The sequence below is a fragment of the Stappia sp. ES.058 genome (genome assembly GCF_900105595.1).
Lineage (GTDB): Bacteria > Pseudomonadota > Alphaproteobacteria > Rhizobiales > Stappiaceae > Stappia.
In genome coordinates this window covers 3,786,879-3,812,498 of record NZ_LT629784.1, presented here as the reverse complement: position 1 = coordinate 3,812,498, position 25,620 = coordinate 3,786,879, and the positions used below count along the sequence as shown (strand labels likewise).

The window sequence follows — 25,620 nt, the reverse complement described above, 5'->3', positions numbered from 1 at the left end:
ATTCGATGGCACGATTCACCTGCCTTCCTGCAAAGGCGGGTCCACTCGACGGAGCCCAACCCATGATTTTCGCCCGCCGCACGTTCCTGCGCCTTGCCGTGCTCGCCGCGGCCGCGGCTGTTCTTCTGCCGCCGGTTGCCCCGGCGACGGCCGCCGCGCTCAATGCCGAGCAGAAGAAGACGCTTTCCGAGGTCAACACCTACTTCAATACGGTGAAGACCATGCATGGCGACTTCATCCAGTTCGGCCCGAACGGTGAGCGCGCGGAAGGCAAGTTCTACCTCGCCCGTCCCGGCAAGATCCGCTTCTATTACAATCCGCCGTCCAAGGTGGACATCGTCGCCGACGGCAAGTCCGTTTCGGTGAAGGATCGCAAGCTCGCCACGCAGGACATCTGGCCCTTGTCGGAAACGCCGCTGCGTTTCCTGCTGGCGGAGAAGATCAACCTCGCCGCCGACGCGGATGTCGCCGGCGTTTCGGTCGAGCCGGATCTGGTGACGGTGGTTCTGTCCGACGACACCACCTTCGGGTCCGGCAAGCTGACGCTTATCTTCGATGCGGAATCGACCGAACTGAAGCAATGGACCGTCACGGACGCTCAAGGGTATGACACCTCGGTCGCGATATACAACACCACCGTCAACGGCCCGACGAACCCGAAGCTCTTCCGCATCGACTACAATGCCAACATGATGCAGCGTCGGAACAACTAGGCGCCCCGTCCTTGGACGCTTCCGCTCCCCCGTCGCCGTCGACCGCCCCGCTGTGGGTCGACATTCTCGCGCGGCTTTGCGCGGCGCGCGGCGCGCGGATCGACGTCGAGCCGCTCTATGGCTACGCCGGCGCGATCACGGCGGCCGACGGGCGGCGCTTCATCTTCAAGGGCACCAATTTCGACATCAACGGCGCCGGCGCCTCCGCGCTCGCCAAGGACAAGGACTATGCGTCCCGCTTTCTGGGGGCCGCCGGTCTGCCCGTCCCCCGCTCCCTGCTCCTGCACTCTCCGCGTCGCGTCGCGGCGCTCGCCCTGAAGAACCCGGGCGTCGCCACGCGCCTGCCGCAGGGCGATGCCGCCCCGGATTTCGCGCGGGAAGTCGGCTGGCCGCTCTTCGTCAAGCCAAACGAGGGATCGGAGGGCGAGGGCGTCACGAAGGTCGCGGACGAAGACGCGCTCCTGGGTGCTCTCGACGATCTCTTTTCCGTCCATGAGCGCGTGCTTGTGCAACAGGCCGTTCCGGGCGCCGATCACCGCGTGATCGTGCTCGATGGTGCCGTGCACGGCGTGTTTCGACGCGCGCCCCTGTCTGTCACGGGCGATGGCGAGCTGAGCATCGCCGCGCTGGCGGAAGCGGTTCTCGGCGGGTTTTCGGCAGGCGGCAAGGGCGCGCGCGTGATGCTCGCCGATCCGCGCATCGCGGCGCATCTCTCCGCGCAAGGGCTCGCGCTCGACAGCGTGCCGAAGGCGGCTGTCCGCATCGAGCTGCTGCCGAACGCCAATCTGTCGACCGGCGGGATCGCGCAGGACGTGACCGACAGTATCGGCGCGGATTTGCGAGATCTCGCGATCGGGGCGGCCAAGGCGCTGGGCCTGCGTTTTGCCGGCGTGGATCTTCTGCTTGACGGTGAAGATGCCACGGACGCCTGGGTGCTGGAGGTCAACTCCGCCCCCGGTCTGTCCTATTTCCACCGGCTCGGAGTGTCGGAGGCCGCCCGCGTCGAGGCGATCTACGCAGCGCTTCTGGATGCGATGCTGGACGGGTGAAACAGTTTAGGTCAGCAGTGAAATTGAAATTGCACACAACACAATTGCTCCTAGTACGAAGACAGGAACGGCGCCTTCGGCACTGCCTTCGAAATAGGTTCCGATCTTGATTTTTAGTCGCTGTCTTGGTTTTGGCATCTGATGAGGTCCGAATCAGTTTGAACGCAGATGCCTTATTTTGATCCGGTCTCGACGGCCTTAAGTGCGAAATGCTGGAGAACCGACTAGCGGATAGAGAAAACCAGCTTTTTCTGATTTTTCTTGTTCATATGCATTTGAGATTAAATGTTTTTGTGGGCTATGAGAAATCTGCTTTCTTGGCAAAAATTCTTTGTAGATCATAATCTTACTGGATCGGCGGCGGGTTGAAAATCTCATTTTGGAAATCGGCACTTGAGGAAGTACCGGCAGCACCTGCCAGCTATGAACGGGGTCTCGTTTAGCCAGGTAGTTTTGGCGTTCATCCGTCAAGTGTGAGATGCCACAAGCAGCATTTAAGAAATTCAATTGAGTTTAATCTGTCTTCTCACTTTTACGCCCGCGTTGCAGCAGGTCGGCCCGCAAAAACACCGAGGTCGGGCCGACGCGGTTCACGTAGAGATAGCCCTGGTCGATCAGGAAGGCGTGGGCGCCGCTCGCCTGCACCTCCGGGATCGAGGCCGCGTGGATCTCGACCGCGATGATCTTCGGCCGGTAGCGGGCGAAATCGAGCGAGCGCAGCACTTCCAGGTCCATGCCCTCGCAATCGACGTCCAGGAGGTCGATTTCGCCGTCCCGGTACTTCGTGCCGTCGATGATGTCGGTGAGCGTGCGCGCTTCGAGCGTGAAGGTGGTAGCGCGCTCCAGCGCGCCGGCATTGTCGGCCTGGGACGTGGTGAAGGGGCTGAAATGGTCGCCGTGGAACGTCAGCGTGCCGGGCGTGTCGGAGACCGCCGCCTGTACCGCCGTGTCGCGCGGGCGCAGCCATTTGAAGGCGGCGAGCTTGTCGGCCTCCAGATCGATCACGATCCCGCTCCAGCCGCGTTTGTAGAAGCGGAAGGTATTGGAATATTTGGTCGGGTGAAACGCGCCGACGTCGACATAGACGCCCGACTTCAGCGCCGCCTTGCCCAGCACCTCGCGAAACAGCAGCTCGATGGCGATGTCGTCGCCGAAATGACCGAAGGCGCGCTTGAAGTATTTGGTGAAGAGCGTCTTGCGCAAGGTCTTGAGCGTGGTGAACAGGGGCACGACGGTTTTGTCTCCAGGGTGCGGCGCTCTCGAGCGGCCGGCAGGACCGGCGGCGGCATGATTTCATACCGGGGTCGAATGCGAAAATGGCGGCCCGCGTGTCGCAGGCCGCCATTCGGATTGTCAGGTCACGGGATCCCGCCGGACCTTACGCCGCGACGAGATTGCGCAGCACATAGTGCAGGATGCCGCCGGCACGCACGTATTCCAGCTCGTCCTCGGTGTCGATCCGGCACAGCACCTCGATCACCTTCTTGGTGCCGTCTTCGTATTCCACCTCGACGTCGACCATCTGGCGCGGTTTCAGCTCGGTCACGCCCTTGATCGTCACCTTTTCGGTGCCGGTGATGTTGTGCGACTGCCAGCTCTCCCCCTCCTTGAAGGTGAAGGGAAGAACGCCCATGCCGACCAGGTTGGAGCGGTGGATACGCTCGAACGACTGGGCGATCACGGCGCGCACGCCGAGAAGACGCGTGCCCTTTGCGGCCCAGTCACGCGACGAGCCGGTGCCGTATTCCTTGCCGGCGAAGATCACCAGCGGCGTGTCGGCGTCCTTGTATTCCATCGCCGCATCGTAGATCCACTTCTTGTCGCCGTCCTTCATGGTGACGCCGCCCTCGACGCCCGGAACCATCTGGTTCTTGATGCGGATGTTGGCGAAGGTGCCGCGCATCATCACCTGGTGGTTGCCGCGCCGCGCGCCGTAGGAGTTGAAGTCCTTCTTGGCGACCTGGTGTTCCTGCAGGTAGACGCCGGCCGGCGCGTCGGCCTTGATCGAGCCGGCCGGCGAGATGTGGTCGGTGGTGATGGAATCGAGGAAGAGGCCGAGAACGGCGGCGCCCTCGATGTCTTCCAGCGGCTTGGGGTCCATCGTCATGTCTTCGAAATACGGCGGGTTCTGCACGTAGGTCGAACCGCCCGGCCAGCCGTAGGTCATGCCGCCCTCGACCTTGATGCCCTGCCAGTGCTCGTCGCCCTTGAAGACGTCCGAATAGCGCTCGCGGAACATCTGCTCGTTGACGGAGGAGCGGATCAGGTCGGTGATCTCCTCCGTCGTCGGCCAGATATCCTTGAGGTAGACGGGATTGCCGTCCCGGTCCTCGCCGAGCGGTTCGGTACTGATGTCGATGGTCATGCTGCCGGCGAGCGCATAGGCGACGACCAGCGGCGGCGAGGCCAGGTAGTTGGCGCGCACATCCGGATTGACGCGACCCTCGAAGTTGCGGTTGCCGGAAAGAACCGAGCAGGCCACCATGTCGTTGTCGTTGATCGTCCGGGAGATTTCCGGATCAAGCGGCCCGGAGTTGCCGATGCAGGTGGTGCAGCCGTAGCCCGTCAGGTTGAAGCCGAGCGCATCGAGGTCGTCCTGAACGCCGGCCTTTTCCAGATAGTCTGTGACGACCTGCGAGCCCGGTGCCAGCGAGGTCTTCACCCACGGCTTCACCTTCATGCCGCGCGCCAGCGCGTTGCGGGCGACAAGGCCGGCGCCGATCAGAACGCTCGGGTTCGAGGTGTTGGTGCATGAGGTGATCGCGGCGATCACAACGTCGCCATCGGCAAGGCCGTGATCGCGTCCCGAAACGTCATAGCGCTGATGCACTTCGCCGGTCACGCCGGTCGCGCCCTCGCCGACGAACCGCGCTTCGCCGGCGGTCGCCGCCGGAGCGGTCGGGCTCTTGCCGCCACCCTTGATCTCGCTCAGCGCCTCGGCGAACTTCGGTGCCGCCTCGCTCAGGGCGACACGATCCTGCGGGCGCTTGGGGCCGGCAAGCGACGGCACGACGGACGAAATGTCGAGCTCCAGCGTGTCGGTGAAATAGGGCTCGTCGGTGTCGGACGTGCGGTACATGCCCTGCGCCCTGGAGTAGGCCTCGACCAGCGCCACGCGGTCGGCGTCGCGGCCGGTGGCCTTCAGGTAGGTGAGCGTGTCGTCGTCGACGGGGAAGAAGCCGCAGGTCGCGCCGTATTCCGGGGCCATGTTGGCGATGGTCGCCGCGTCTTCCAGGCTGAGGTTGTCGAGACCGGGGCCGAAGAACTCGACGAACTTTCCGACGACGCCCTTCTGGCGCAGCATCTCGACGACGCGCAGCACGAGGTCGGTCGCGGTGATGCCCTCGTTCAGCTTGCCGGTCAGCTTGAAGCCGACAACCTCGGGGATGAGCATGGAGATCGGCTGGCCGAGCATCGCGGCTTCGGCCTCGATACCGCCCACGCCCCAGCCGAGCACGGCCAGGCCGTTGATCATCGTCGTGTGGCTGTCGGTTCCCACCAGCGTGTCGGGATAGGCCAGCGTCTCGCCGTCCTCGTCCTTCGTCCAGACGGTCTGGCCGAGGTATTCCAGGTTGACCTGGTGGCAGATGCCGGTTCCCGGGGGCACGGCGCGGAAGTTGTCGAAGGCCGACTGGCCCCAGCGCAGGAATTCGTAACGCTCGCCGTTGCGCTCGTATTCCAGGTCGACGTTCTTCCTGAAGGCGTCCTTGGTGCCGAAATAGTCGATCATCACCGAGTGGTCGATGACGAGATCCACCGGAACCTGCGGATTGATCTTTTCCGGGTCGCCACCAAGCTTCACGGCGGCGTCGCGCATCGCGGCAAGGTCGACCACCGCGGGAACGCCGGTAAAGTCCTGCATCAGCACGCGGGCCGGCCGGTAGGAAATCTCGTGGCTGGACTTGCGCGTCTTGAGCCATTCGGCGCAGGCGACGATGTCGGCCTTGGTGACCGAGCGTCCGTCCTCGAACCGCAGCAGGTTCTCCAGAACCACCTTCAGCGAATAGGGAAGACGCGACACGCCTTTCAGGCCGTTCTTCTCGGCTTCGGGGATCGAGAAATACGTGTAGGTCTTGTCACCGACCTTCAGCGTTTTCCTGGCTTTGAAACTGTCGAGCGATTTGGTCACGGCTGGCCATCCCTTTGTATCTCGTCGCGGCCGGCCCTGTGGCCGCGCACGTGCGCTTGTGAACCCTATGGCGCGCAGCGTCGGTCCCTTGTCGGATCCGCGCGCGTGTTGGCGCCCGTATAACGAATTTTGCGGCGCGGTGCCAGCGCCGAGCGATGCGTTTCGCCTCGGCAAATGGGATAGGCCGGCCCGCATTGGCGCTTGATCCGGCATGGCCGCCCGTGCGATGCGAAACGACCCGGCGCGCATCGCGCGCCGCCCGGACCTGGAACACCATGCGTCTTGTTGCCGAAAACCTGGCCTGCGAACGTGGCGGACGCTGCGTCTTTTCCGACCTGTCGCTTTCGCTTCAGGCCGGCCGGGCGCTCGCCGTCACCGGACCGAACGGCGTCGGGAAGTCGAGCCTTCTCCGGGTGCTTGCCGGTCTGGTGCCGCCCGTGTCCGGCACCGTTCGGGTCGAGGACGGCGATCCGGACCTCACGGCGGGCGAGCATTGCCATTACTACGGTCACCTGGATGCGCTGAAGCCGGCACTGAGCGTTCTGGAAAATCTCGAATTCTGGACGGCGTTCCTCGCGCCCGGGCGAACCGGCGCGCAGTGGCGGCCGATGACGCCGCTTCAGGCGCTCGAGGCGCTGGGCATCGATCATGCGGCCGATCTGCCGGCCGCCTATCTCTCCGCCGGGCAACGCCGCCGGCTTGCGCTGGCGCGTTTGCTGGTTGTCGCGCGTCCCGTGTGGCTGCTCGACGAGCCGACGTCGGCGCTGGATGCCGCTTCCGAAGCCCGGCTCGGCGAGCTGATGAGCGACCATCTTGCCGCCGGCGGCATGATCGTCGCCGCCACCCACCAGGCAATGCCGCTCGCCGAGGTCGGCACACTTCGGCTGGAGGCGCCGGCATGAGCGGCTGGGCGGTGGCGCTTTTCCTGCGCGAGCTGCGCCTGTCGCTTAGGGTCGGCGGCGGGGCGCTGATCGGCGTCTTGTTCTTTCTCGCCGTCATCACCGTCATTCCCTTCGGCGTCGGGCCGGATCTCAACCTGCTGGCGCTGATCGGGCCGGCGGTCTTGTGGATCGGCGCGCTGCTCGCCACCCTGCTTGGTCTCGACCGGCTGTTTCAGGCCGACCGCGATGACGGATCCCTCGACCTGATGCTGATGTCGGGCCGGCCGCTGGAGGTGCTGGTTCTGGTCAAATGCCTGGCGCACTGGGCCGGCACCGGCCTGCCGCTGGTTCTCGCGGCGCCGGTTCTGTCGATCTTTCTCAATCTGCAGCCGCTGGCGATCGGCGCTGTCGCCCTGACGCTTCTTGTCGGAACGCCGGCGCTGACCCTGATCGGCGCGATCGGCGCGGCGCTGACTGTCTCGTTGCGCCGGGGCGGGCTGCTGCTGGCGGTTCTCGTGGTGCCCTTCTCCATCCCGGTGCTGATCTTCGGGGTGAGCGCTTCGGGGGCGGCCGTGACCGAGCCGACGCCCTTCCTCACGCCGTTCCTGCTGCTTGGCGCGCTGACGCTGATTTCCGCAGTCGTCGGCCCGGTCGCCGCGGCGATGGCGTTGCGGTTTTCCAGCGATTGACGCGGCATCCGGCCGCGCGCGTCGCGTCTTGCATTGAAAGGCTGGCCGCGCGCCACTAGAAATACATCATGGCCATTCTCGACCTTGCCAATCCGACCCGGTTCCTTGCGCTTTCCGCGCGCCTGTTGCCGTGGCTTTCCGCAGCGTGCGTCGTCGCCTTCGCCGCGGGGCTCTACATGACCTTCTTCATGGCGCCCGACGATTACCAGCAGGGCGCCACGGTGAAGATCATGTATCTGCATGTGCCCGCCGCCTGGCTGGCCATGATGTGCTACTCGGTGATGGCGATCTCCGCGCTCGGTACGCTGATCTGGAAGCATCCGCTCGCCGATGTCTCCGCCAAGGCCGCCGCCCCCATCGGCGCCGCCTTCACGCTTGTGTCGCTGATCACCGGCTCGCTCTGGGGCAAGCCGATGTGGGGCACCTACTGGGTGTGGGACGCGCGTCTCACCTCGGTGCTGGTGCTGTTCATCATGTATCTCGGGCTGATCGCGCTGTGGCGCACCATCGAGGATCCGATCCGCGCCGGCAAGGCGGCCGCCGTCCTGACGCTTGTCGGCGCCATCAACCTGCCGATCATCAAGTTTTCCGTCGACTGGTGGAACACGCTGCACCAGCCCGCCAGCGTGATGCGCATGGACGGACCGACGATCCACCCGACGATCCTGTGGCCGCTTATGGTGATGGCGCTGGCCTTTACGCTTCTGTTTTTCGTGATGCACCTGATGGCGATGCGCAACGAGATCCTGCGGCGGCGTCTGAGGACGATGCAGCTTCAGGCGGCGAGTGCACGCGTCGGCGTGGCAACCCCGCAGGCCGCCGAATGACCGATCTTCTCAATCTGGGACCCCACGCGGGCTTCATCGTCGCCTGCTATCTCGTTACGCTCGGGGTGATCGGCGCCCTTTTCGTGTGGATCCTCGCCGATGGCGCCCGGCTGCGCGCGCGGCTTTCCGCAATGGAGGCGCAGGGCGTCACCCGTCGTTCCGCCCGGGCCCGCAGGGACGTCGCCGAGGGGAGCGGATCATGAGTGAAGACACCGTCCCCGAAGGCCCGGCGCCGCGCCGCCGTATCCCGTTGATGGCGCTGTTGCCGCTTGTCGTGTTCGCGCTGCTTGCAGTGTTGTTCCTCGTGCAGCTTCTCAGCGGCAGGGACACTTCCGAGGTGCCCTCCGCGCTGATCGACAAGCCTGCGCCGGAATTCGCGCTGCCGCCTGTGGCGGATCTGCGCGGCGACGATGGTGCCTCCGTGCCCGGCGTGGCGCGGACGGATCTGCTGGGTCGGGTCAGCGTGGTCAACATCTTCGCGTCGTGGTGCGTGCCCTGCCGGCAGGAGCACCCGCTGCTGGAGGATCTGGCGCGGCGCGACACGGCGCAGATGATCGGCATCAACTACAAGGACAAGCCGGAAAACGCCCGCCGCTTTCTCGGCACGCTCGGCAATCCGTATGACCGCGTCGGCGCGGACGACAAGGGCCGCGCGGCGATCGACTGGGGTGTCTATGGCGTTCCGGAGACCTTCATCGTCGATGCGGATGGCATGATCCGCTACAAGTTCATCGGCCCGCTGTCACCGGAGAGCTATCGGGACGTCTTTCTCCCGGAGCTGGAAAAGATCCTCGCCGCACCGGGTGGATGAGGCGCGCATGAGCAATGATCCGCTGTCTCCGGTCTTTCGCCGCGCCACGCCCCGAGGCGATACGCATGAGCGTGACATCTGCGACCGTTGCGGCTTCGTGTCTTACGAAAACCCGCGCATCGTCGTCGGGTCGGTGGTGGTGCACGAGGGACGCTATCTGCTCGGGCGGCGTGCCATCGAACCGTGCTCGGGCCTGTGGACCCTGCCGGCCGGCTATCTCGAGCTCAACGAAACCCCGGAGGACGGGGCGCGTCGCGAGGCGCGCGAGGAGCTTTGCGCCGAGATCGAGCTGGACGGCCTGCTTGCGGTCTACACCATCGAGCGGCTGTCCCAGGTCCAGATGATCTACAAGGCCTGCTTCGACGGGTGCTTTGCCGCCGGCTCGGAAACGCTGGAAGCCGGGCTGTTTTGCTGGGATGACATTCCCTGGGAGACGATCGCCTTTCCCTCCGTGCACTGGGCGCTCAACCACATGCGTGATGTCGATGCGGGTCGCGCAGCGGCGCCGCTGACCAATCCGCCGGGCGAGACCGGCGCATTGTCGCGGTGACGGCCCCTGCCCCTCAAGGGGTCGTGAGTGGTTATTGATGGCAGGTCTGCCTATTGTGCTTCCAGTCTTCGCAGTCTCGAACGCCGGCGAAACGCCGATCCCGGGGATCGGGCGATTCCGGTGTCAGGAAAGAACCGCGCAATGTCCATGCACATCCTTTCGCCGCGCCGCAGCTTGCGCGCGGTGCTTGTGTCGCTTGTTGTCATGATCCCATCGCTGGCCGGGGCGTCCGATGCGCCGCGCGCCGTGGTGGAGCTCTTCACCAGTCAGGGCTGTTCGTCCTGTCCTCCGGCGGATCGCCTGATCACCGAGATTTCCCGGCGCAAGGACCTGGTGACCCTGTCGTATCCTGTGGATTACTGGGATTATCTCGGCTGGCAGGACACGCTCGCCTCGCCGGCCAACAGTTCCCGCCAGCGCGACTACGCCGCGGCACGCGGGGATCGTGACGTCTACACGCCGCAGATCGTGGTCAACGGGCAGCGCCATATGGTCGGCAGCGACCGGCAGGCACTGGATGACGCGCTGTCGAGAACGTCGCCGCTGCCGGTCGACATCGAGATCCTGCCGGGAGGCGGGGTGCTCCGGATCCGGGTGGCCGGTGAGATGCCGGTTGCCGGGGGCATGGCGACCGTGCTGCTTGCGTTTGTCGCGGCTCCCGTGAGCGTGGACATCGGGCGCGGCGAGAATCGCGGTCGCGAGATTGTCTACACCAACGTTGTGCGCAGCCTGCACGCGGTCGGCATGTGGGACGGCGGCCCGCAGGAGTTTCGCCTGCCGATGAGCGATCTCAGGAAGATGAAGGCGGAGCGTTGCGCCGTTCTTGTGCAAATGGAGGATGGCGGTCGACCGGGCCGTATTCTCGGCGGTGCGATCCAGTAAACGCGCAGCGGCTCTGCATGCACCGGCGTTTGTCTTCCCCGGAAAAACAGGTTAGGGCTTTGCCGCCGGCGGGCGGACGGCGACCGCCGGATGACGCTTCGGCGCAACGACCGCTCCTTGAATGGGCCGCCTGCAATGTCCCTGCGTTTGCGCATCGCCTTCTCCAGCATTCTCGTCGGTTTGCTCGTCCTCGGGCTGAAGCTCGTTGCCTACTGGTGGACCGGCTCGGTCGCGCTTTATTCGGATGCGCTTGAATCGGTGGTCAATGTTGCCTCGGCACTCGCCGCCTTTCTGGCCGTGTGGTTCGCCGCCAAGCCGGCCGACAGCAATCATCCCTACGGTCATCACAAGGTCGAGTATTTCGCCGCCGTCCTGGTCGGCGTGATGATCGTTCTGGCGGCCTTGTCGATCATCCGGGCCGCCTGGCTTGCCTATGTCGATCCGCAGCCGGTGAATTTTTCCGTCGAGGGCCTTGCCGTCAATGGTCTCGCCTCTGTGGTGAACGGGGTCTGGGCCTTTGTCCTCATCCGTGTCGGGCGCCAGCACCGCTCGCTGGCGCTGGTTGCCGACGGCAAGCATCTGGTCACCGACGTGGTGTCCTCGTTCGGTGTTCTTGCAGGCGTTCTGCTGGTCTTCGCGACCGGTGTCCAGGCGCTTGATTCCCTGCTCGCCGGACTGGTCGCTCTCAACATCCTGTGGTCGGGTTGGGGGTTGGTGAAGGAATCTGTCGGCGGGCTGATGGACGAGGCGGTCTCGCCCGCGCTCCAGGACAAGATCCGCGAGGCGATCTCCGAGGCCGGCGCCGGCGCGCTGGAGGCGCATGACCTCAGAACGCGTTCCGCCGGACATGTGATCTTCATCGATTTTCATCTGGTCGTGCCGGGCGAGATGACCGTCGAGCGGGCGCATGAGATCTGCGACCGGGTCGAGGAAGGGATTGGCCGGGGCGTTCCGGGTGCCCGCACGACGATCCACGTCGAGCCGGAGCACAAGGCCAAGCACACCGGTATCGTCGTTCTCTGACACGTCGCGGCGTCAGGCCTTGGCGGACCCTGCCCCGCCGGCTTCCGTCATCGCCCGGTCAAGCGCTGCAAAGAGGACTGCCGGTGCGACCGGCTTGTCGAGGATCGCCTGAAAGCCGGCGTCCTCCAGCTTGCGGTGGTTGGGAATGATCGCGGCGGTGATGCCGATCACCGGCAGGCTGGCGGGGTTGCCGTCCAGCGCCCGGATCGCGGCCAGGGTTTCCAGCCCGTCCATGTCGGGCATGTTGATGTCGAGCAATACGGCATTCACCGGCTCGGCAGCGAGGCAGGCAAGGGCATCCCGTCCGCCATCGGCCAGAAAGACGTCGACCCCGAAGGCGTCGAGCATCGCCTCGATCATGCGGCGGCTGGTTTCATTGTCGTCAACGACCAGGACACTTCGGCGCGGCAGTGTGCGGATGTTGGAGGTGCCGTCATCCGCCCTTGCGGGGTCCGGGGCTGGCGCCACCAGCGGCAGCCGAAGTCCGAAGGTCGTTCCCATCGCCGAGGTTTCGACGAGATCGAGCCGTCCGCCGGCCGATGCCGCGAGCCGTGCGGCACTCCACAGTCCAAGCCCGCTTCCGGCGGTGGTGGCGCTTGCCTGCGCGCCGCGTTTGCGCGGGCGAAACAGATTGCCTTGTTCCGCAGCCGGAATGCCGATGCCCGTGTCGCTGACATCGATCTCGAGGGCTGGCCGTGCCCCGCCGTGCGTCGCATGCGCCGTCACGGTGATCCGCCCCTCGCCGGTGTATTTCAGCGCATTGTCTATGAGGACCGACAGAACCCGGCGCAACGTCAGGGGATCGCCGATGCCATAGGCCTCTAGGTCTCCCGCGATAGTGCAATCGATGCGCAGGCCGCGCGATCTGGCGTCGGCGGTAAACAGGTCCGTGACTGCGGATATCGCGTCCACGGCCGTGTCGGCGGTGCTCGCCCGTACCGTCGGTGCTCCGCCCGGGTCCAGAAGGTCCTGGGTCATCGCCAGCAACGCATCGATCGCCATCTCGAGGGTTTGTATCGCGGACGCCTGGCGAGAGGTCGTGGGATCGAGGTCGATCAGTTCCACAGCCGTGCGCATGGCCGAGAGCGGGGTGCGAAGATCGTGCAGCAGGCCGGCCAGGTCGGCATCGAGCCCGGTGCCGTCTTGCGGGTCCGGGCCGTCCGGTGGTGTTGGTGCATCGCTCATCTCAAGGCCTTGTGGCCCGCAGGATAGACCGGGCGGGGTGCGGCTGGGTGACCGCACTTTGACAGCCCGGCCGTGCAAATCAAGGGGTCTGATGTCGCTGCGCAAGGGCAGGTCCGCATTGCGTTCCGTGCGCTTGTGATTGCGCCGACGGCGTGCGAAAGAGCGATCATGGCAGATCAGATCCTCACCATCGTGCTTCCCGTGTTCGTGCTCATCGGCATCGGCTATGCGGCAGCGCGTATCGGTCTGCTGGACGCCCGCATCGGCGATGCGCTGGGCCAGTTCGTCTTCGTGATCGCCATTCCGGTTTTGATTTTTCGCACGCTCGCCACCAGTTCGCTCGACGGGGTGTCGCCCTGGGGGCTCTGGATCGCCTATTTCAGCGGCGTTGCCGTGACCTGGACCGCCGGGACCCTCGTTGTCCGCTACGGCTTCGGGCGCGCTGCGCGGGCCGGCGTGATCGGCGGGATCAGTGCGGGCTTCGCCAACACGGTGCTTGTCGGCATCCCCTTGATCACCTCGATCTACGGCGAGGCCGGCCTGGTTCCCCTGTTCGTGCTGATCTCGATCCATCTGCCGGTGATGACGGTCGTCTGTTCGGTGCTGATGGAACGCGCCGCCGTGGTCGACGGCACGCAGGAAGCCAAGCCGCTTGCCGGCGTCCTTGCCGGCGTGGCGCGCAATCTCGTCACCAATCCGATCGTCATCGGCATTCTGGCCGGCGGGCTGTGGCGCATCACCGGTCTGCCGGTCAGCGGCATCTTCGCCGATGTGCTGGGCCGGATCGCGGGAGCCGCCATTCCCGTGGCGCTGTTTTCGCTCGGCATGAGCATGGTTGCCTACGGTATTCGCGGCAACATCGGACCGGGACTTGTGCTCAGCGTGCTCAAGGTCGCGGTCATGCCCGCGGTGGTCTATGTGACGGCCGCCCATGTGGTGCATTTGCCGCCGCTATGGGTGGCGGTGGCGACACTGACGGCAGCCTGTCCCACAGGCATCAACGCGTTTCTCTTCGCCAATCACTACGGGACGGGCCACGCCATGTCGGCGAATTCGATCACGCTGACCACGGCTGCGGCGGTGGTCACCACCGGTGGCTGGATGGTGTTTCTCGGCAGCTAGTGGTTCGATTCCGACATTTGCCTCCCCGTGCAGCGCCGCCGCCGCAAATTTCGGAATCAAGAGAACCACTAGATAAATATATGATTCTAGTGGAGCTTTTGAATTTGACATTTGATCAGAAGCCTCGCCGCAAACGGAACTCAAATGTCAAATTCGCTCCACTAGGAATTCAGTCGGCGAGGCCGACCCGGCGGCGGATGTCGCGGGGACTTGCGCCTTCCTCCCGCAATGCTGAAAGCGCCGTGTCGTCCTGCGACTTGGAGAGCTTGCGTCCCTCACCGTCTTCAATGAGCCGGTGATGATGGTAGCGCGGTTCCGGCAGGCCGAGCAGCATCTGCAGCAACCGGTGGACCGCCGTCGCCTGATAGAGGTCGCGTCCGCGCACCACATGGCTCACGCCCTGCACTGCGTCGTCGACGACCACCGACAGGTGGTAGCTCGTCGGCGTGTCCTTGCGCGCCAGAACGACGTCGCCCCAATGGGCGGGATCGGCGCGGATCGTCCCGGCCTTCGACGATGCTTCGGGGTGGTCCAGCTCCTGCCAGGTGAGGGGCGCGGCAAGCCGGGCAATCGCCGTCTTCATGTCGAGGCGCAGTGCATGCGGCGCGGCGACAGCCTTTCTTGCCGAGATCTCGCCCGCCGACAGCACGGCGGCATCGCCCGGATAAAGCGGCCCGCCGTCCGGATCGCGCGGCCAGGGGCGGCCGTCGCGGGCTTCGGCGACGACGACCGCATCGCGTATCTCGCGCCGGGTCAGATAGCCCGGGTAGACGAGGCCCTGTTTTTCAAGCGTTTCAAGGGCCGCGCGATAGTCGGCGAAATGCGCCGACTGGCGGCGGACCGGGGTTTCCCACGACAGACCCAGCCAGGCGAGATCCTCGTGGATCGCCTCTTCCAGCTCCGGCGTGCAGCGGGTGGTGTCGATGTCCTCGATGCGCAGCAGGAAGCGGCCGCCGCTTGCCCGGGCGGCATCGAAATTCATCAGCGCCGACAGCGCATGTCCCAGGTGCAGGTGGCCGTTCGGCGAGGGCGCGAAGCGATAGACGGGGCGGGTCATCTTCCGTCCATCCCAAGAAACGGCAAGCGCGTCAACGCATCTTGCGCAGGCGCGTCGGCTGCGGTTTCCTGCGCACCGGAACCTGAGCGCGGAAGGGCCGCCGGATGCATCGAATAGAGACGGGGGCCGATCTCGAGGCCGGCCTTGCGCGACTGCTGGTGATCGCGCCGGAGCTTCGTCCGGTCGCCGAGCGCGCCGGTCCCCTGCCCCTCCGGCGTTCACCTGCGGATCTGAAGGGTCTTGTGCGTATCGTCACCGCGCAGCAGGTGTCGCTGGCGAGTGCGGCCACGATTTTTTCCAGGCTGGAAACGCTTCTCGATCCGTTCGATCTTGAAACGCTTGCAAGGACGGAGGATGGCGACCTGGCGACGGCGGGCCTGTCCCGGCCCAAAATTGCCACCGTCCGCGCGGTCTCGGATGCGCTCGACAACGGGCTGGATCTCGCCGGGCTCGGCGATCTTCCGGGCGAGGACGCCCAGGCGCGGCTTGAAGCGATCAAGGGAATCGGCCCGTGGAGCGCGGAGGTCTTCCTGCTTTTCTGTCTGGGCCATCCGGATGTTTTCCCCGCTGGCGACCTGGCGCTGCGCGAAGCGATACGCCATGCGTTCGACCTCGACACGCGTCCCGAGCAGGGTGAGACCCGGGCGCGGGCGCAGGGCTGGAAACCGTGCCGGGGCGTCGCCGCGCGGCTTTTCTGGGGCTATTATCGAAGCGTGACCGGGCGTGGTGCCGGCCTGCCGGCATGACGCTGCAAATCGCTGCAATTCGACACACGTTTCGCAATTTCAGCATCAATTTTGCTGAAATTGATCTCAAGAGTTGATGATTTTGAGAGAAATTTTGGAGCGGGCGATGAGATTCGAACTCACGACCCCAACCTTGGCAAGGTTGTGCTCTACCCCTGAGCTACGCCCGCATCCATGTGGCCGCCGGTTCGCGCCGGGGCCTGAGGTGGGCTGTATATGAACCAACAAAGCGGGGATTGCAACAGCCTTTTTCGCTTCTTCGACTGCCGTGCCCGGCCTGTGGATTGCCAGTGGATTTCCGGCCGCGGCGGCGCCCGGCAAGATGATTTCCCGGCGCCTCTTCGCGAACCGCTTGTGTCGGTGGGCACCGCTCGGCTACAGCAGGCATCACGGACGGCGGTGAGCGGATGCGCCGCGACAAACCGTCAGAAATGCACCCTCATCCCCGCGAGGTCCCATGCCGGCGACGCGATCCGAACTCCTGACGTTTCTCGAAAGCCTCGGCATCGAGACCACAACGCAAGACCACCCTGCGGTTTTCACTGTGGCGGAGTCCGGGGGACTGCACGACACAATCCCGGGTGGGCACACCAAAAACCTGTTCCTGAAGGACAAAAAGGGACGCCTCTTTCTGGTGGTCGCATTGCATGATGCGGAAATCGACCTGAAGTCGATCCACCAGAAAATCGGCGCTCAGGGCCGGGTGTCCTTCGGCAAGGCGGACCTTTTGATGGAGGTGCTCGGCGTCGAGCCTGGATCGGTCACGCCGTTTGCGCTGATCAACGACCGCGCGGCGCAGCGCATCACACCGGTTCTCGATGCCGCCATGATGGCCGTGGACCCGCTCAACTTCCATCCGCTTCAAAACACGGCAACGACAACGATCGCGGCCGACGACCTGAAACGGTTCGTCGCGGCCTGCGGTCATGACCCGCAGGTCCTGCCGGTTGCCGCAGACGCGGGCGATGCATCGGGCGCCGTTTGAAATTTTACCGCAAGGCGCCCATGTTAGGCGTCACGCACACGGATATGCGCGCGCGTTTTTCATTGAAACGCCGACGCGGGATTGGGGATTAGAAACCATGAGCAATGACGGGTTTTCGGTCGGCGGCAGTTTCGGCGGCAGCTTTGGCGGTGCGCCGACGCCGGGAGCGGGTCAGCCCGCTGCAGGCCAGCCCGCGACGCCGGCTCCCGGGCCGGATGTGGGGCTGGTGGGCGATCTTGCCCGACCGGCGCCTGCCGGGGGCGCGGCCGCGGGCGAGGTGATCATTGACGTCACGACGCAGACATTCATGAGCGACGTGATCGAGGCTTCGCGCGAACGGCCCGTTCTCGTCGATTTCTGGGCGCCATGGTGTGGCCCGTGCAAGCAATTGACGCCGATTCTGGAAAAGGCGGTCGAGACCGCACGCGGCGCCGTGGTGCTGGCGAAAATGAACATCGACGAGAACCCCGAAATCGCAAGCCAGCTCGGCATTCAGTCGATCCCGGCGGTGATCGCCTTCAAGAACGGCCAGCCGCTCGACGGCTTCATGGGCGTTCAGCCGGAAAGCCAGATCAAGTCGTTCATCGAACGCGTCGCCGGCCCGGTCGGCCCGAGCGAAGCGGAACAGGTGCTGGCCGAGGCCGATGCGGCGCATGAAGCGGGCGATCTTGCCCGCGCGGCGGAACTCTATGCCGGCGTCCTGTCGATGGAGGCGGAAAACGCCAAGGCCTTCGGCGGTCTGGCACAATGCATGGTGGCCACCGGCGATGTCGCAAGGGCAAGGGAAGTGCTTGAGGCCGCGCCGGAAAGCATCGCCAATGATCCGGCGATCGCAGCCGCGCGCGCGGCCATCGAGGTTTCCGAACAGGCGGATTCGCTTGGCGATCTTGCCGAGCTGGAAGCGCGCATCGAGGCCGATCCGGACGACCATCAGGCGCGCTTCGATCTCGCGGTCGCACTCGGATCGGGACCGGACAAGGAAAAGGCGGTCGATCACCTGATCGAGATCGTTCGCAGGGATCGGGAGTGGAACGAGGATGGCGCGCGGCTCCAGCTCCTTCAATTCTTCGAGGCCTGGGGTCCGAAAGACCCCGCGACCGGTTATGGACGCCGACGCCTGTCGTCCGTTTTGTTCCGCTGAGCGTAAGCGGCATCGAACGCGGCACAATCCGGCATGACCGGGACGGGTGGTCCCCGTCCGGTCTCGGCCCATATAGTTGGAACCGCCGCAAACGAGAGTGATGTGCATGCTTGCTGGCAACGCAACCTATTCCGGGCCTGAGGATCTGCCTCAGACCGTGCCGCTGTTTCCGCTCACCGGCGCCGTGCTTCTTCCCAAGGCACAGATGCCGCTCAATATTTTCGAACCGCGCTATCTTGCGATGGTCGACGCCGCTTTGCGTGGCGACCGGCTTGTCGGCATGATCCAGCCCGATTTTTCGATCTCCGGGGTCGAGCAGGCGGAAAAGCCCCCGCTGGTCGGCATCGGCTGTCTGGGGCGGATCGTCGCCTATCAGGAAACCGGCGACGGACCCTGTCTGGTCACCCTCACCGGGGTTACCCGGTTCACGCTCTCGGAAGAGCTGGAAACGGTGACCCCCTATCGCATCGGGCGAATATCCGTGGAGGAATTCGCGGTCGATTTCGAGACCGGCGAGGGCGAGGGCGATGTCGACCGCGACGGTCTGGTGAGCGCGCTTCGAACCTATCTCGATGCAAATGACCTTGAGGCCGACTGGGACAGCATCGATCGTGCCTCCACCGAGGTGCTGGTCAATGCGCTGTCGATGATGAGCCCCTATGGCCCGGCGGAAAAGCAGGCCCTGCTGGAAGCCCCCGACCTCAGGACGCGGGCCGACACGCTGGTGGCGCTGACCGAGGTGGACCTCGCCAAGAAGCAGGACGACGGCGTCACGCTGCAATAGATTGACGCGGTGCCTGCCGTGCGATCCGTGGAGACTTGAGATTATGGCATCCGAACCCGCACACGCCCTCGACCGCAAGCTGCTGGAGCTTCTGGTCTGTCCGCTCACCAAGACGACGCTGGAATACGACGCGGCCAGTCAGGAACTGATCTCGCGCGCGGCCAAGCTCGCCTATCCGATCCGCGACGGCATTCCGATCATGCTGCCCGACGAGGCGCGGCCGATCGACGACGCGCCGGTGCAGAAAGGCTGAACCGCGCGGCAGGTCTGACCGTGTTTCCCCAAGTCGCGCCTGCCGACGGTACCCCACACGCCGCGTTAAGACGCGGCCGTTCAAAGCAAAAGGCCGGCTGCGGGGTGCAGCCGGCCTTTATTTGTTTCAGCGGTTGTCGTTTCGAGTGTCCGGGGTGTCCGGACAATTCGATCCCTCAGGCGCTGAGCGCGTCGAGTTCGGCAACGATGGCGTCGCCCATTTCGACGGTGCTGATGGTCGCCGCTCCGGCAGCGGCGATGTCGGCGGTGCGCAGGCCCTTGTCGAGGGTCGCGGCAATCGCCTTGTCCAGCAGGTCGGCATCCTCGATGCGCTCGAAGGAGTAGCGCAGCGCCATGCCGAAGCTCGCGATCATGGCGATCGGATTGGCCTTGCCGGTGCCGGCGATGTCCGGTGCGGAGCCGTGGACAGGCTCATAGAGCGCCTTGCGCTTGCCGGACGCGGCATCGACGGCGCCGAGCGAGGCCGACGGCAGCATGCCGAGCGAGCCGGTGAGCATGGCGGCCACATCCGACAGCATGTCGCCGAACAGGTTGTCGGTGACGATCACGTCGAACTGCTTGGGCCAGCGCACGAGCTGCATGCCGCCTGCATCGGCCAGCATGTGCTCCAGCGTGACGTCTTCATAGCCATCGGCATGGGTCTGGGTGACGACCTCGTTCCAGAGCACGCCGGACTTCATGACGTTGCGCTTTTCCATCGAGGTGACCTTGCCCTGGCGGGTGCGGGCCAGCTCGAAGGCGGCGCGCGCGATGCGGTCGATCTCGTAGCTCTCGTAGACCTGCGTATCGACGGCGCGCTTCTGCCCGTTGCCGAGATCGGTGATTTCCTTCGGCTCGCCGAAGTAGACGCCGCCGGTGAGCTCGCGCAGGATCAGGATGTCGAGGCCCTCGATCACGTCGCGCTTGAGCGAGGAGGCATCGGCAAGCGCGGGGTAGCAGATCGCCGGACGCAGGTTGGCGAAGAGCTGCATGTCCTTTCGCAGGCGCAAAAGGCCGGCTTCCGGGCGCACGTCATAGGCGACGCTGTCCCACTTCGGGCCGCCGACCGCGCCGAAGAGAACGGCGTCCGCCGCCATCGCCTTTTCCATCGCCGCGTCCGAGATCGCCTGGCCGTGGGAGTCATAGGCCGCGCCGCCGACGAGATCCGTTTCGGTCTCGAACTGCGTTCCGCCGCGCGCGTTGAACCATGCGAGGATCTTTTTCACTTCCTCCATGATTTCCGGGCCGATGCCGTCGCCGGGCAGGAGCAGGAGCTTGTGCGTTGACATGGGATGCGTTTCCTCGGTTCGTGTTCGGGTTGTTGCGAATTTGCTAAATCTTCGCGTCCATCTTGGCAAGCCAGATGAACCTGCAAGCGTGTGGGCGCGGCGACATCAGGCGGGTGTTGCGATGGTGTCGAGCGCGACATTGCCGCCGCAGACCAACACGCCGATGCGTTCGCCGGGGCTGGCGCGATAGGCGCCGCCGGTCAGTGCCGCAAGCGCAGCCGCCCCGCCCGGTTCGGCGGCGACCTGGAGGTCCGTCCACAGCCGGGTCTGGGCGTCGCGAATGGCCGCGTCCGTGACCGTCACGCTCTCGGTGACGCGCGGTGCCGACAGCGCATAGACCAGATCGCCGCAGCGCTTCGCGCCAAGACTGTCGGCGGCGAGGCTGTCGACGGCGACATCGACGGGGTGACCGGCCTTGAGTGCTGCATGAAGGGCGCAGGCGCCTTCCGGCTCGACGGCGACGACCTTGACCTTTTCGTGCAGCCAGACCGCGCAGCCGGAGATCAGTCCGCCGCCGCCGACCGCGATCAGCACGGTATCGAGATCCGGAACCTGCTCCAGCCACTCCAGCGCGACCGTTCCCTGTCCGGCGATGGTGCCGGGCGCATCATAGGCGTGAATGTCCATGGCGCCGGTTCTGGCACGGTGAAGCGCGCAGGCCTCGGCCGCGTCGGCGTAGCGGGCGCCGCCGACGTGCAGACTGGCGCCGTAGCTGCGGATGCGGGCGATCTTGGCGGGCGCGGAGGTTTCCGGCACGAAGATGTCGCCCGGATATCCCAGGCTGCGCGCGGCATAGGCGACGGCCGCGCCATGATTGCCGCCGGAGGCGGCCGCCACGCCCCCGGCCGGAACATCCTCCGACAGCAGCGTGTTGAAGGCGCCGCGCGCCTTGAACGAGCCGGAATGCTGCAGGAGCTCAAGCTTCAGGTTGACTGATTCCGCCAGGCCGAAGCTGCCGGCGCCGCTCTCGATCACCGGCGTGCGACGGATATGGCCGGAAATGCGCCCCTGGGCGTCCTCGATGTCGGAGCGGGTGACGGGCATGGCGAAATCCTTTTGACGGGCGGTGGGCGCTGCGTGGACAGGTTCAAAACGCGAGAAGGGAGGCGGTGCCGCGCAGGATGAGACTGAATGCGAGACCGGTCATAACAATGCGGAAGCCGGTGCGAAAGATGTTCTCCGGCATGCGCCCCAGGAGGTTGGCCCCGGCAAGCGTTCCAAGGAAGCCACTAGCGATCATCAGGGCGATGAGGCCGAGCCAGGGGGCGAATGCGAAGCCGAGCAGGCCGAAGACCACCAGTTTCAGAACATGCGACATCAGCGCCGTTGTTGCCTGCGTGGCAACGAAGGGCTGGCGCGCGAGGCCGAGTGTGGAGAGCACCGCGCCGCCAATCGGACCGCCGGCACCGAAGATCATGCTCAAGAAGGTGGCGATGAGACCGGCCGCCGTCATGGCGCGTTTACGCATGTGCTGGAACCGGGGCGTCGGTCCCCAGATGAACCACAGGACGAACAGCCCGATGCCGATGCGCAGCAATTCCGCCGGCAACCGGATCGCGAGTGCGCCTCCGGCGAATGCGCCGACAAGCGCGCCGGCCAGGAACCAGAGCGCCACCGGCCAGTCGACGTGGCGCAGCAGCACGAGTGCGCGCCCGGCGTTCGACCCTGTCTGCACCGCGCCATGCACGGGCACGATGGCGGCGGCAGGCAGTACCTGGGCCATCACCGCGATCAGCATGATGCCGCCGCCGAGACCGAAGGCGGCGGAGACGGCCGAGGTCGCGAAACTGGCGGCGATCAGGAGGGCCGCGGTCAGGCCGGAAAGGTCCGCGGGCAACAGCAAATCAAGAAGAGCATCGGGTGTCATGCGCGGTCAGGTCCAGCGGGTACGGGCGTAGTCCATCGCCTCGCGCAGGTCGAGCTGGCGGGTGGAATTGCCGCTACGCACGTAAAAGTGCAGCTTTCCGGCGTCGGTCAGATAGACCGCGCGCGGCGCCGGCTGCACCAGGATCATGCAGACATCCTTGCCCGCGACTTGCGCGAAGGTGGTCTGCAGCGCCGGACAGAGGTCGCCGCCGAGGAATTTCGTGATGATCCCGACGATGGTCTGTTCGAAGGCGTCACGGCCCGGATTGCGCAATGTGGCGTAATCCTTTTCCAGCCCGAGCACGGTGCCGTCGTCGGCCACGCCGATCAAAAGCCGTCCGCCGCGGGCGTTCAGGAAACCGGCGACGGTCTTGGCGATCACCGTTTCAAGCGCCTTGTTGACGCGGTCTTCCCTGAGGTCCCAACGCATCGTTGACTTGAACTCGACCTCCGCCGTTTCCCCGCCGGCGATGAGGTCCGGGATCTCCTCTCCGTGGATCTCGCGGAAGAAGCGCAGGCCTCGTGTCGCTTCGAGATAGGAGCGCGTGGCGATGCCGAAGCCGAGGCCGACGACCGCGCCGATGGCGGCGAAGGCAAGCGTCATGTTGAGGTGACGCGGCACGACGAGCAGCAGCAGCCGGTCGCTCAGGAAATCACCGAGGGCCGGCGCGTCCGGCGACAGGCGGCTGACCTCCGCCCAGACAACGAGGAGAACGGCGGGATGTATGAGAACCACGCCCACCAGCGCACCGGCGAGCACATAGGCGATCAGCAGGGACACGCGGGACAGGAGAAAAGGCATGAGGCGGGAACGGTCTCCGGCGGGGGCGCGGGCGGCGAGGGTCGCCGCCCGCAGGGGCGGCGTCAGCCGGCCTTCATCGCGGTTTCCACGAGCTTCACCCAGTAGGAACAACCGACGGGGATCAACTCGTCATTGAAGTCGTAGGCCGGGTGATGGAGCATCGCCGTGTCGCCGTTGCCGGCAAAGATGAACGCGCCGGGGCGCTCCTCCAGCATGAACGAGAAGTCCTCGCCGCCCATGGTCGGGGCTACGTCGGTGTCGACATTGTCGGCGCCGGCGATCTCGCGGGCGATGCCGGCGGCAAACTCGGTCTGCGCCTCGTGGTTGGAGGTGATCGGATAGTCGCGCTTGTAGTGGATCGTCGCCTTGGCACCGAAGGCCTCGGCGATGGTCGGCACGATCTGCTTCAGCCGGGCTTCCGCCATGTCTCGGATCTCGGGATCGAGCGTGCGCACCGTGCCGCGCAGCACGGCCGTCTGCGGGATGACGTTGTCGGTGAAGCCGGCGTTGAAGGTCGTCAGCGACACCACGACCGACTTCAGCGGATCGGTGTTGCGGCTGGCGATCGACTGCACCGCCTGCACGATATGCGTGCCGACGAGGATGGTGTCGACGCCTTCATGCGGCTTGGCCGCGTGACAGCCCGTGCCCTCGATCTCGATGCGCAGGCGGTCGGCGGCGGCCATGATGCCGCCCGGGCGAATGTGGAAGGTGCCGACCGGCTCTCCGGGAAGATTGTGCATGCCGAAGACTTCCTGGATGCCGAAGCGGTCCATAAGCCCGTCCTCGATCATCGCCTTGGCGCCGGCCCCGCCCTCTTCCGCCGGCTGGAAGATGACGACGGCGGTGCCGTCGAAATTGCGGGTCTCGGCGAGATATTTCGCAGCCCCCAAAAGCATCGCGGTGTGGCCGTCATGGCCGCAGGCGTGCATCTTGCCGGGGATGGTCGAGGCGTAGGGCTTGCCGGTGATCTCCTCAAGCGGGAGTGCGTCCATGTCGGCGCGCAGGCCGATGACCTTGCCGGAAGTGTCGGTCTTGCCGCGGATCACGCCGACGACGCCGGTCCGGCCGATGCCGGTGGCGATTTCGTCCACGCCGAAGGCCTTGAGCTTTTCCGCGACCAGTTCCGCCGTGCGGTGGGTGTCGTAGAGAAGTTCCGGATGGGCGTGAATGTCGCGGCGCCACTCGGTGATTTCCTCGGAGAGATCGGCGAAACGGTTGATGATCGGCATGATGACCTCGGCTTGGGTGACGGAGTACAAGACTTGGCGGAGCGGCCCTGCAATCGCTGGCGCGTCCGTGAAGAGGCGCGTATCAGACGCCAGAAACCGCCTCTCGCGCAAGCCCCCCGTACCGCTTGCGCGGCGCGCGTTTGCCGGTGCCGTTTCTGACGCTACGTCAGATTCGGCTGTCGTTTGCACGGAGCCGAAACACGCTGGAGCGCTTGATGGCGTTGTCTTCCAGCGAGCGGTTGACCGGCACATCGTAGGTGGAAAGCCGGTCGAGCCGGTCCATGGGCAGATAGCTGCGTCCCGGATCGCCGACGAGAACGTCGACGCCTTGCGCCCGCGCCCGATCCAGCCAGGGCAGGATCTTGTCCGCCATCGGTTTTTCGTAAAAGACGTCGCCGGCGAAGAGCACGTCGACCTCGGGCGGATCGCCCTGAAGAAGGTCCGTCTCCACCCAGGCGATTTCGACCTCGTTCAGCCGGGCGTTCACGCCGGTTGCGGCCCGGGCGAAGGGATCGATGTCGCAGGCCAGCACGCGGGACGCCCCGGCGCGGGCGGCGGCGATGGCGACGAGGCCGGAGCCGGTGGCGAAGTCGAGCACGCGGCGACCGGCGACCAGCTCCGGCGTGTCGAGGATGTAGCGGGCCAGCGCCTGCCCGCCGGCCCAGGCGAAGGCCCAGAACGGCGGCGGCAGGCCGAGCGCGCCGAGATCCTCCTCGGTCTTTTGCCACAGATCCATCGCCTCGTCGGCGAGGTGGAGCCGGATCTCCGGCGCGTGCGGCACGGCGTGGATCCGCGTGTTGGCAAGAATGAAGCCCGCCGGATCCGCGCGCGGCGTCATGCGTCCTTCAGCCCGCCCATGGCGCAGACGATTTTCCATTCCTCTTCGGTGACCGGCTGCACGGAAAGCCGCATCGAGGTGACGAGCGACATGTCCGACAACGTCGGCTCCGCCTTGACGTCCGCGAGCGTCACGGGTTTCGGCATGTCGCAGACCGCCTTGACGTCGACGCATTCCCAGCGCGGGTCGTCGGTGGTGGAGTCGGGGTGAATCTCCTTGCAGACCTCGACGATGCCGACGACCTCCTTGCCGATGTTGGAATGATAGAAGAAGCCCCGGTCGCCGATCTTCATCTCGCGCATGTTGTTGCGCGCCTGATAGTTGCGGATCCCGTCCCATTCCTCGCCGGCCTCGCCCCTGGCCTTTTGCATCTCCCAGGACCATTTGTCGGGCTCGGACTTGAACAGCCAGTAGCGCATCTCAGGCCTCCGGGTTCTTGATGACCCAGTTCCAGGGCCGGATCTCGACGCTCTCGAACAGGCCGGCGCGGGCGTAAGGGTCTTCCTGCGAGATCGCCAGCGCCTCGTCGCGGTTTGCCGCCTCGATCACCACCAGCGAGCCGGTCATGCCGCCGTCGTCGTCGAGAAAGGGGCCGGCCGCCTTGAGCTTGTCGCCCATGGCGGAAAGAAACGCGAGATGGTCGTCGCGGTTGGCCTTGCGCACGTCAAGCGCGCCCGGCTTGTCGGTGCAGATCAGCGCATAAAGCATGGTGTGTCCCCGGATTGCGTGGTCGCCGCAATACATAACCGCTTGAGACGCGCCCGCAA

Annotated in this window: 29 protein-coding genes and 1 tRNA gene; 16 read left to right on the top strand and 14 right to left on the bottom strand. The window is 65.4% G+C overall.

Annotated features, from left to right (window positions below; all coding sequences use genetic code 11):
• The first annotated feature begins 62 nt into the window (after positions 1-62).
• On the top strand, positions 63-713 hold the full coding sequence (locus BLU32_RS17740; protein ID WP_093809142.1) for an outer-membrane lipoprotein carrier protein LolA: 651 nt from the start codon (positions 63-65) through the stop codon (positions 711-713).
• A gap of 11 nt (positions 714-724) precedes the next feature.
• Positions 725-1,762 (top strand): hypothetical protein, encoded by a 1,038-nt coding sequence (locus tag BLU32_RS17735; RefSeq protein WP_093809140.1) that lies wholly within the window; start codon positions 725-727, stop codon positions 1,760-1,762.
• 198 nt (positions 1,763-1,960) lie between these two features.
• Here BLU32_RS17735 and BLU32_RS21875 read toward each other — a convergent pair whose 3' ends face one another.
• The 3 genes from BLU32_RS21875 to acnA all read right to left on the bottom strand — a co-directional run bounded on the left by BLU32_RS21875 (position 1,961) and on the right by acnA (position 5,891).
• Entirely contained in the window at positions 1,961-2,233 is a 273-nt protein-coding gene (locus BLU32_RS21875; protein ID WP_157727728.1) for a hypothetical protein, read from the bottom strand.
• Between the two features lie 42 nt (positions 2,234-2,275).
• Entirely contained in the window at positions 2,276-2,992 is a 717-nt protein-coding gene (locus BLU32_RS17730) for an FkbM family methyltransferase (protein ID WP_093809138.1), read from the bottom strand.
• Between the two features lie 148 nt (positions 2,993-3,140).
• Entirely contained in the window at positions 3,141-5,891 is a 2,751-nt protein-coding gene (gene acnA, locus BLU32_RS17725; RefSeq protein WP_093809136.1) for an aconitate hydratase AcnA, read from the bottom strand.
• Positions 5,892-6,166: 275 nt separating this feature from the next.
• On the opposite strand from acnA, the gene ccmA reads away from it, so the two are divergent.
• The 8 genes from ccmA (at position 6,167) to BLU32_RS17685 (ending at position 11,554) form a co-directional block, all read left to right on the top strand.
• Positions 6,167-6,793 carry a heme ABC exporter ATP-binding protein CcmA gene (gene ccmA / locus BLU32_RS17720; RefSeq protein WP_093811265.1) on the top strand — a complete coding sequence of 209 codons (627 nt, stop codon included), beginning with the start codon at positions 6,167-6,169 and terminating at the stop codon, positions 6,791-6,793.
• A complete protein-coding gene (ccmB, locus tag BLU32_RS17715; RefSeq protein ID WP_093809134.1) occupies positions 6,790-7,461 on the top strand; it encodes a heme exporter protein CcmB in 672 nt (223 codons plus the stop codon). The genes ccmA and ccmB overlap by 4 nt, the downstream gene beginning before the upstream one ends.
• A 68-nt stretch (positions 7,462-7,529) precedes the next feature.
• Positions 7,530-8,288 (top strand): heme ABC transporter permease, encoded by a 759-nt coding sequence (locus BLU32_RS17710; protein WP_093809132.1) that lies wholly within the window; start codon positions 7,530-7,532, stop codon positions 8,286-8,288.
• Positions 8,285-8,491, top strand: coding sequence for a heme exporter protein CcmD (gene ccmD, locus BLU32_RS17705; RefSeq protein ID WP_093809131.1), 207 nt, complete (start codon positions 8,285-8,287; stop codon positions 8,489-8,491). Before BLU32_RS17710 ends, ccmD begins: the two co-directional genes overlap by 4 nt.
• Entirely contained in the window at positions 8,488-9,099 is a 612-nt protein-coding gene (locus tag BLU32_RS17700) for a DsbE family thiol:disulfide interchange protein (RefSeq protein ID WP_093809130.1), read from the top strand. Before ccmD ends, BLU32_RS17700 begins: the two co-directional genes overlap by 4 nt.
• Before the next feature lie 7 nt (positions 9,100-9,106).
• A complete protein-coding gene (locus BLU32_RS17695; RefSeq protein WP_093811263.1) occupies positions 9,107-9,649 on the top strand; it encodes an NUDIX domain-containing protein in 543 nt (180 codons plus the stop codon).
• A 141-nt stretch (positions 9,650-9,790) separates the two neighbouring features.
• On the top strand, positions 9,791-10,531 hold the full coding sequence (locus BLU32_RS17690) for a thioredoxin family protein (protein WP_244501732.1): 741 nt from the start codon (positions 9,791-9,793) through the stop codon (positions 10,529-10,531).
• A gap of 135 nt (positions 10,532-10,666) precedes the next feature.
• Positions 10,667-11,554 (top strand): cation diffusion facilitator family transporter, encoded by an 888-nt coding sequence (locus BLU32_RS17685; protein WP_093811259.1) that lies wholly within the window; start codon positions 10,667-10,669, stop codon positions 11,552-11,554.
• Positions 11,555-11,566: 12 nt separating this feature from the next.
• On the opposite strand, the gene BLU32_RS17680 is transcribed toward BLU32_RS17685, so the two are convergent.
• Positions 11,567-12,739 carry an ATP-binding protein gene (locus tag BLU32_RS17680; RefSeq protein WP_093809128.1) on the bottom strand — a complete coding sequence of 391 codons (1,173 nt, stop codon included), beginning with the start codon at positions 12,737-12,739 and terminating at the stop codon, positions 11,567-11,569.
• Between the two features lie 168 nt (positions 12,740-12,907).
• Here BLU32_RS17680 and BLU32_RS17675 point away from each other — a divergent pair, with 168 nt between their 5' ends.
• Positions 12,908-13,861, top strand: a complete 954-nt coding sequence (locus tag BLU32_RS17675) for an AEC family transporter (RefSeq protein WP_093811257.1) — start codon at positions 12,908-12,910, stop codon at positions 13,859-13,861.
• Positions 13,862-14,030: 169 nt separating this feature from the next.
• Here BLU32_RS17675 and gluQRS read toward each other — a convergent pair whose 3' ends face one another.
• Positions 14,031-14,918 (bottom strand): tRNA glutamyl-Q(34) synthetase GluQRS, encoded by an 888-nt coding sequence (gluQRS, locus tag BLU32_RS17670; protein WP_093809126.1) that lies wholly within the window; start codon positions 14,916-14,918, stop codon positions 14,031-14,033.
• Positions 14,919-15,022: 104 nt separating this feature from the next.
• On the opposite strand from gluQRS, the gene BLU32_RS17665 reads away from it, so the two are divergent.
• Positions 15,023-15,664, top strand: coding sequence for a DNA-3-methyladenine glycosylase (locus BLU32_RS17665; RefSeq protein WP_093809124.1), 642 nt, complete (start codon positions 15,023-15,025; stop codon positions 15,662-15,664).
• Positions 15,665-15,759: 95 nt separating this feature from the next.
• On the opposite strand, the gene BLU32_RS17660 is transcribed toward BLU32_RS17665, so the two are convergent.
• A tRNA-Gly gene (locus tag BLU32_RS17660) sits at positions 15,760-15,834 on the bottom strand.
• A 287-nt stretch (positions 15,835-16,121) separates the two neighbouring features.
• Here BLU32_RS17660 and BLU32_RS17655 point away from each other — a divergent pair.
• From BLU32_RS17655 to BLU32_RS17640, 4 genes are all read left to right on the top strand, one after another.
• A complete protein-coding gene (locus BLU32_RS17655; RefSeq protein ID WP_093809122.1) occupies positions 16,122-16,649 on the top strand; it encodes a prolyl-tRNA synthetase associated domain-containing protein in 528 nt (175 codons plus the stop codon).
• Positions 16,650-16,746: 97 nt separating this feature from the next.
• Complete coding sequence (gene trxA, locus BLU32_RS17650; RefSeq protein ID WP_093809120.1) at positions 16,747-17,790, top strand: thioredoxin; 1,044 nt, start codon at positions 16,747-16,749, stop codon at positions 17,788-17,790.
• A 106-nt stretch (positions 17,791-17,896) separates the two neighbouring features.
• On the top strand, positions 17,897-18,574 hold the full coding sequence (locus BLU32_RS17645; protein ID WP_093811255.1) for an LON peptidase substrate-binding domain-containing protein: 678 nt from the start codon (positions 17,897-17,899) through the stop codon (positions 18,572-18,574).
• Between the two features lie 43 nt (positions 18,575-18,617).
• Positions 18,618-18,827 (top strand): Trm112 family protein, encoded by a 210-nt coding sequence (locus BLU32_RS17640; protein WP_093809118.1) that lies wholly within the window; start codon positions 18,618-18,620, stop codon positions 18,825-18,827.
• A 175-nt stretch (positions 18,828-19,002) separates the two neighbouring features.
• On the opposite strand, the gene leuB is transcribed toward BLU32_RS17640, so the two are convergent.
• From leuB to BLU32_RS17600, 8 genes are all read right to left on the bottom strand, one after another.
• Positions 19,003-20,115, bottom strand: a complete 1,113-nt coding sequence (gene leuB / locus BLU32_RS17635; RefSeq protein WP_093809116.1) for a 3-isopropylmalate dehydrogenase — start codon at positions 20,113-20,115, stop codon at positions 19,003-19,005.
• 105 nt (positions 20,116-20,220) lie between these two features.
• Positions 20,221-21,159, bottom strand: coding sequence for a threonine/serine dehydratase (locus tag BLU32_RS17630; protein ID WP_093809114.1), 939 nt, complete (start codon positions 21,157-21,159; stop codon positions 20,221-20,223).
• A gap of 43 nt (positions 21,160-21,202) precedes the next feature.
• Complete coding sequence (locus BLU32_RS17625; RefSeq protein WP_093809112.1) at positions 21,203-21,982, bottom strand: sulfite exporter TauE/SafE family protein; 780 nt, start codon at positions 21,980-21,982, stop codon at positions 21,203-21,205.
• A gap of 6 nt (positions 21,983-21,988) precedes the next feature.
• Positions 21,989-22,783 carry a helix-turn-helix domain-containing protein gene (locus tag BLU32_RS17620; RefSeq protein ID WP_093809110.1) on the bottom strand — a complete coding sequence of 265 codons (795 nt, stop codon included), beginning with the start codon at positions 22,781-22,783 and terminating at the stop codon, positions 21,989-21,991.
• 62 nt (positions 22,784-22,845) lie between these two features.
• The gene (locus BLU32_RS17615; RefSeq protein ID WP_093811253.1) at positions 22,846-24,015 is read right to left on the bottom strand and encodes a M20 aminoacylase family protein; all 1,170 of its coding nucleotides are present in this window, start codon (positions 24,013-24,015) and stop codon (positions 22,846-22,848) included.
• A 166-nt stretch (positions 24,016-24,181) separates the two neighbouring features.
• Positions 24,182-24,853 carry a methyltransferase gene (locus tag BLU32_RS17610; RefSeq protein ID WP_093809108.1) on the bottom strand — a complete coding sequence of 224 codons (672 nt, stop codon included), beginning with the start codon at positions 24,851-24,853 and terminating at the stop codon, positions 24,182-24,184.
• Positions 24,850-25,272, bottom strand: a complete 423-nt coding sequence (locus BLU32_RS17605) for an EVE domain-containing protein (protein WP_093809106.1) — start codon at positions 25,270-25,272, stop codon at positions 24,850-24,852. The genes BLU32_RS17610 and BLU32_RS17605 overlap by 4 nt, the downstream gene beginning before the upstream one ends.
• Position 25,273: 1 nt before the next feature.
• On the bottom strand, positions 25,274-25,561 hold the full coding sequence (locus BLU32_RS17600) for a YciI family protein (RefSeq protein WP_093809104.1): 288 nt from the start codon (positions 25,559-25,561) through the stop codon (positions 25,274-25,276).
• Positions 25,562-25,620 lie beyond the last annotated feature (59 nt).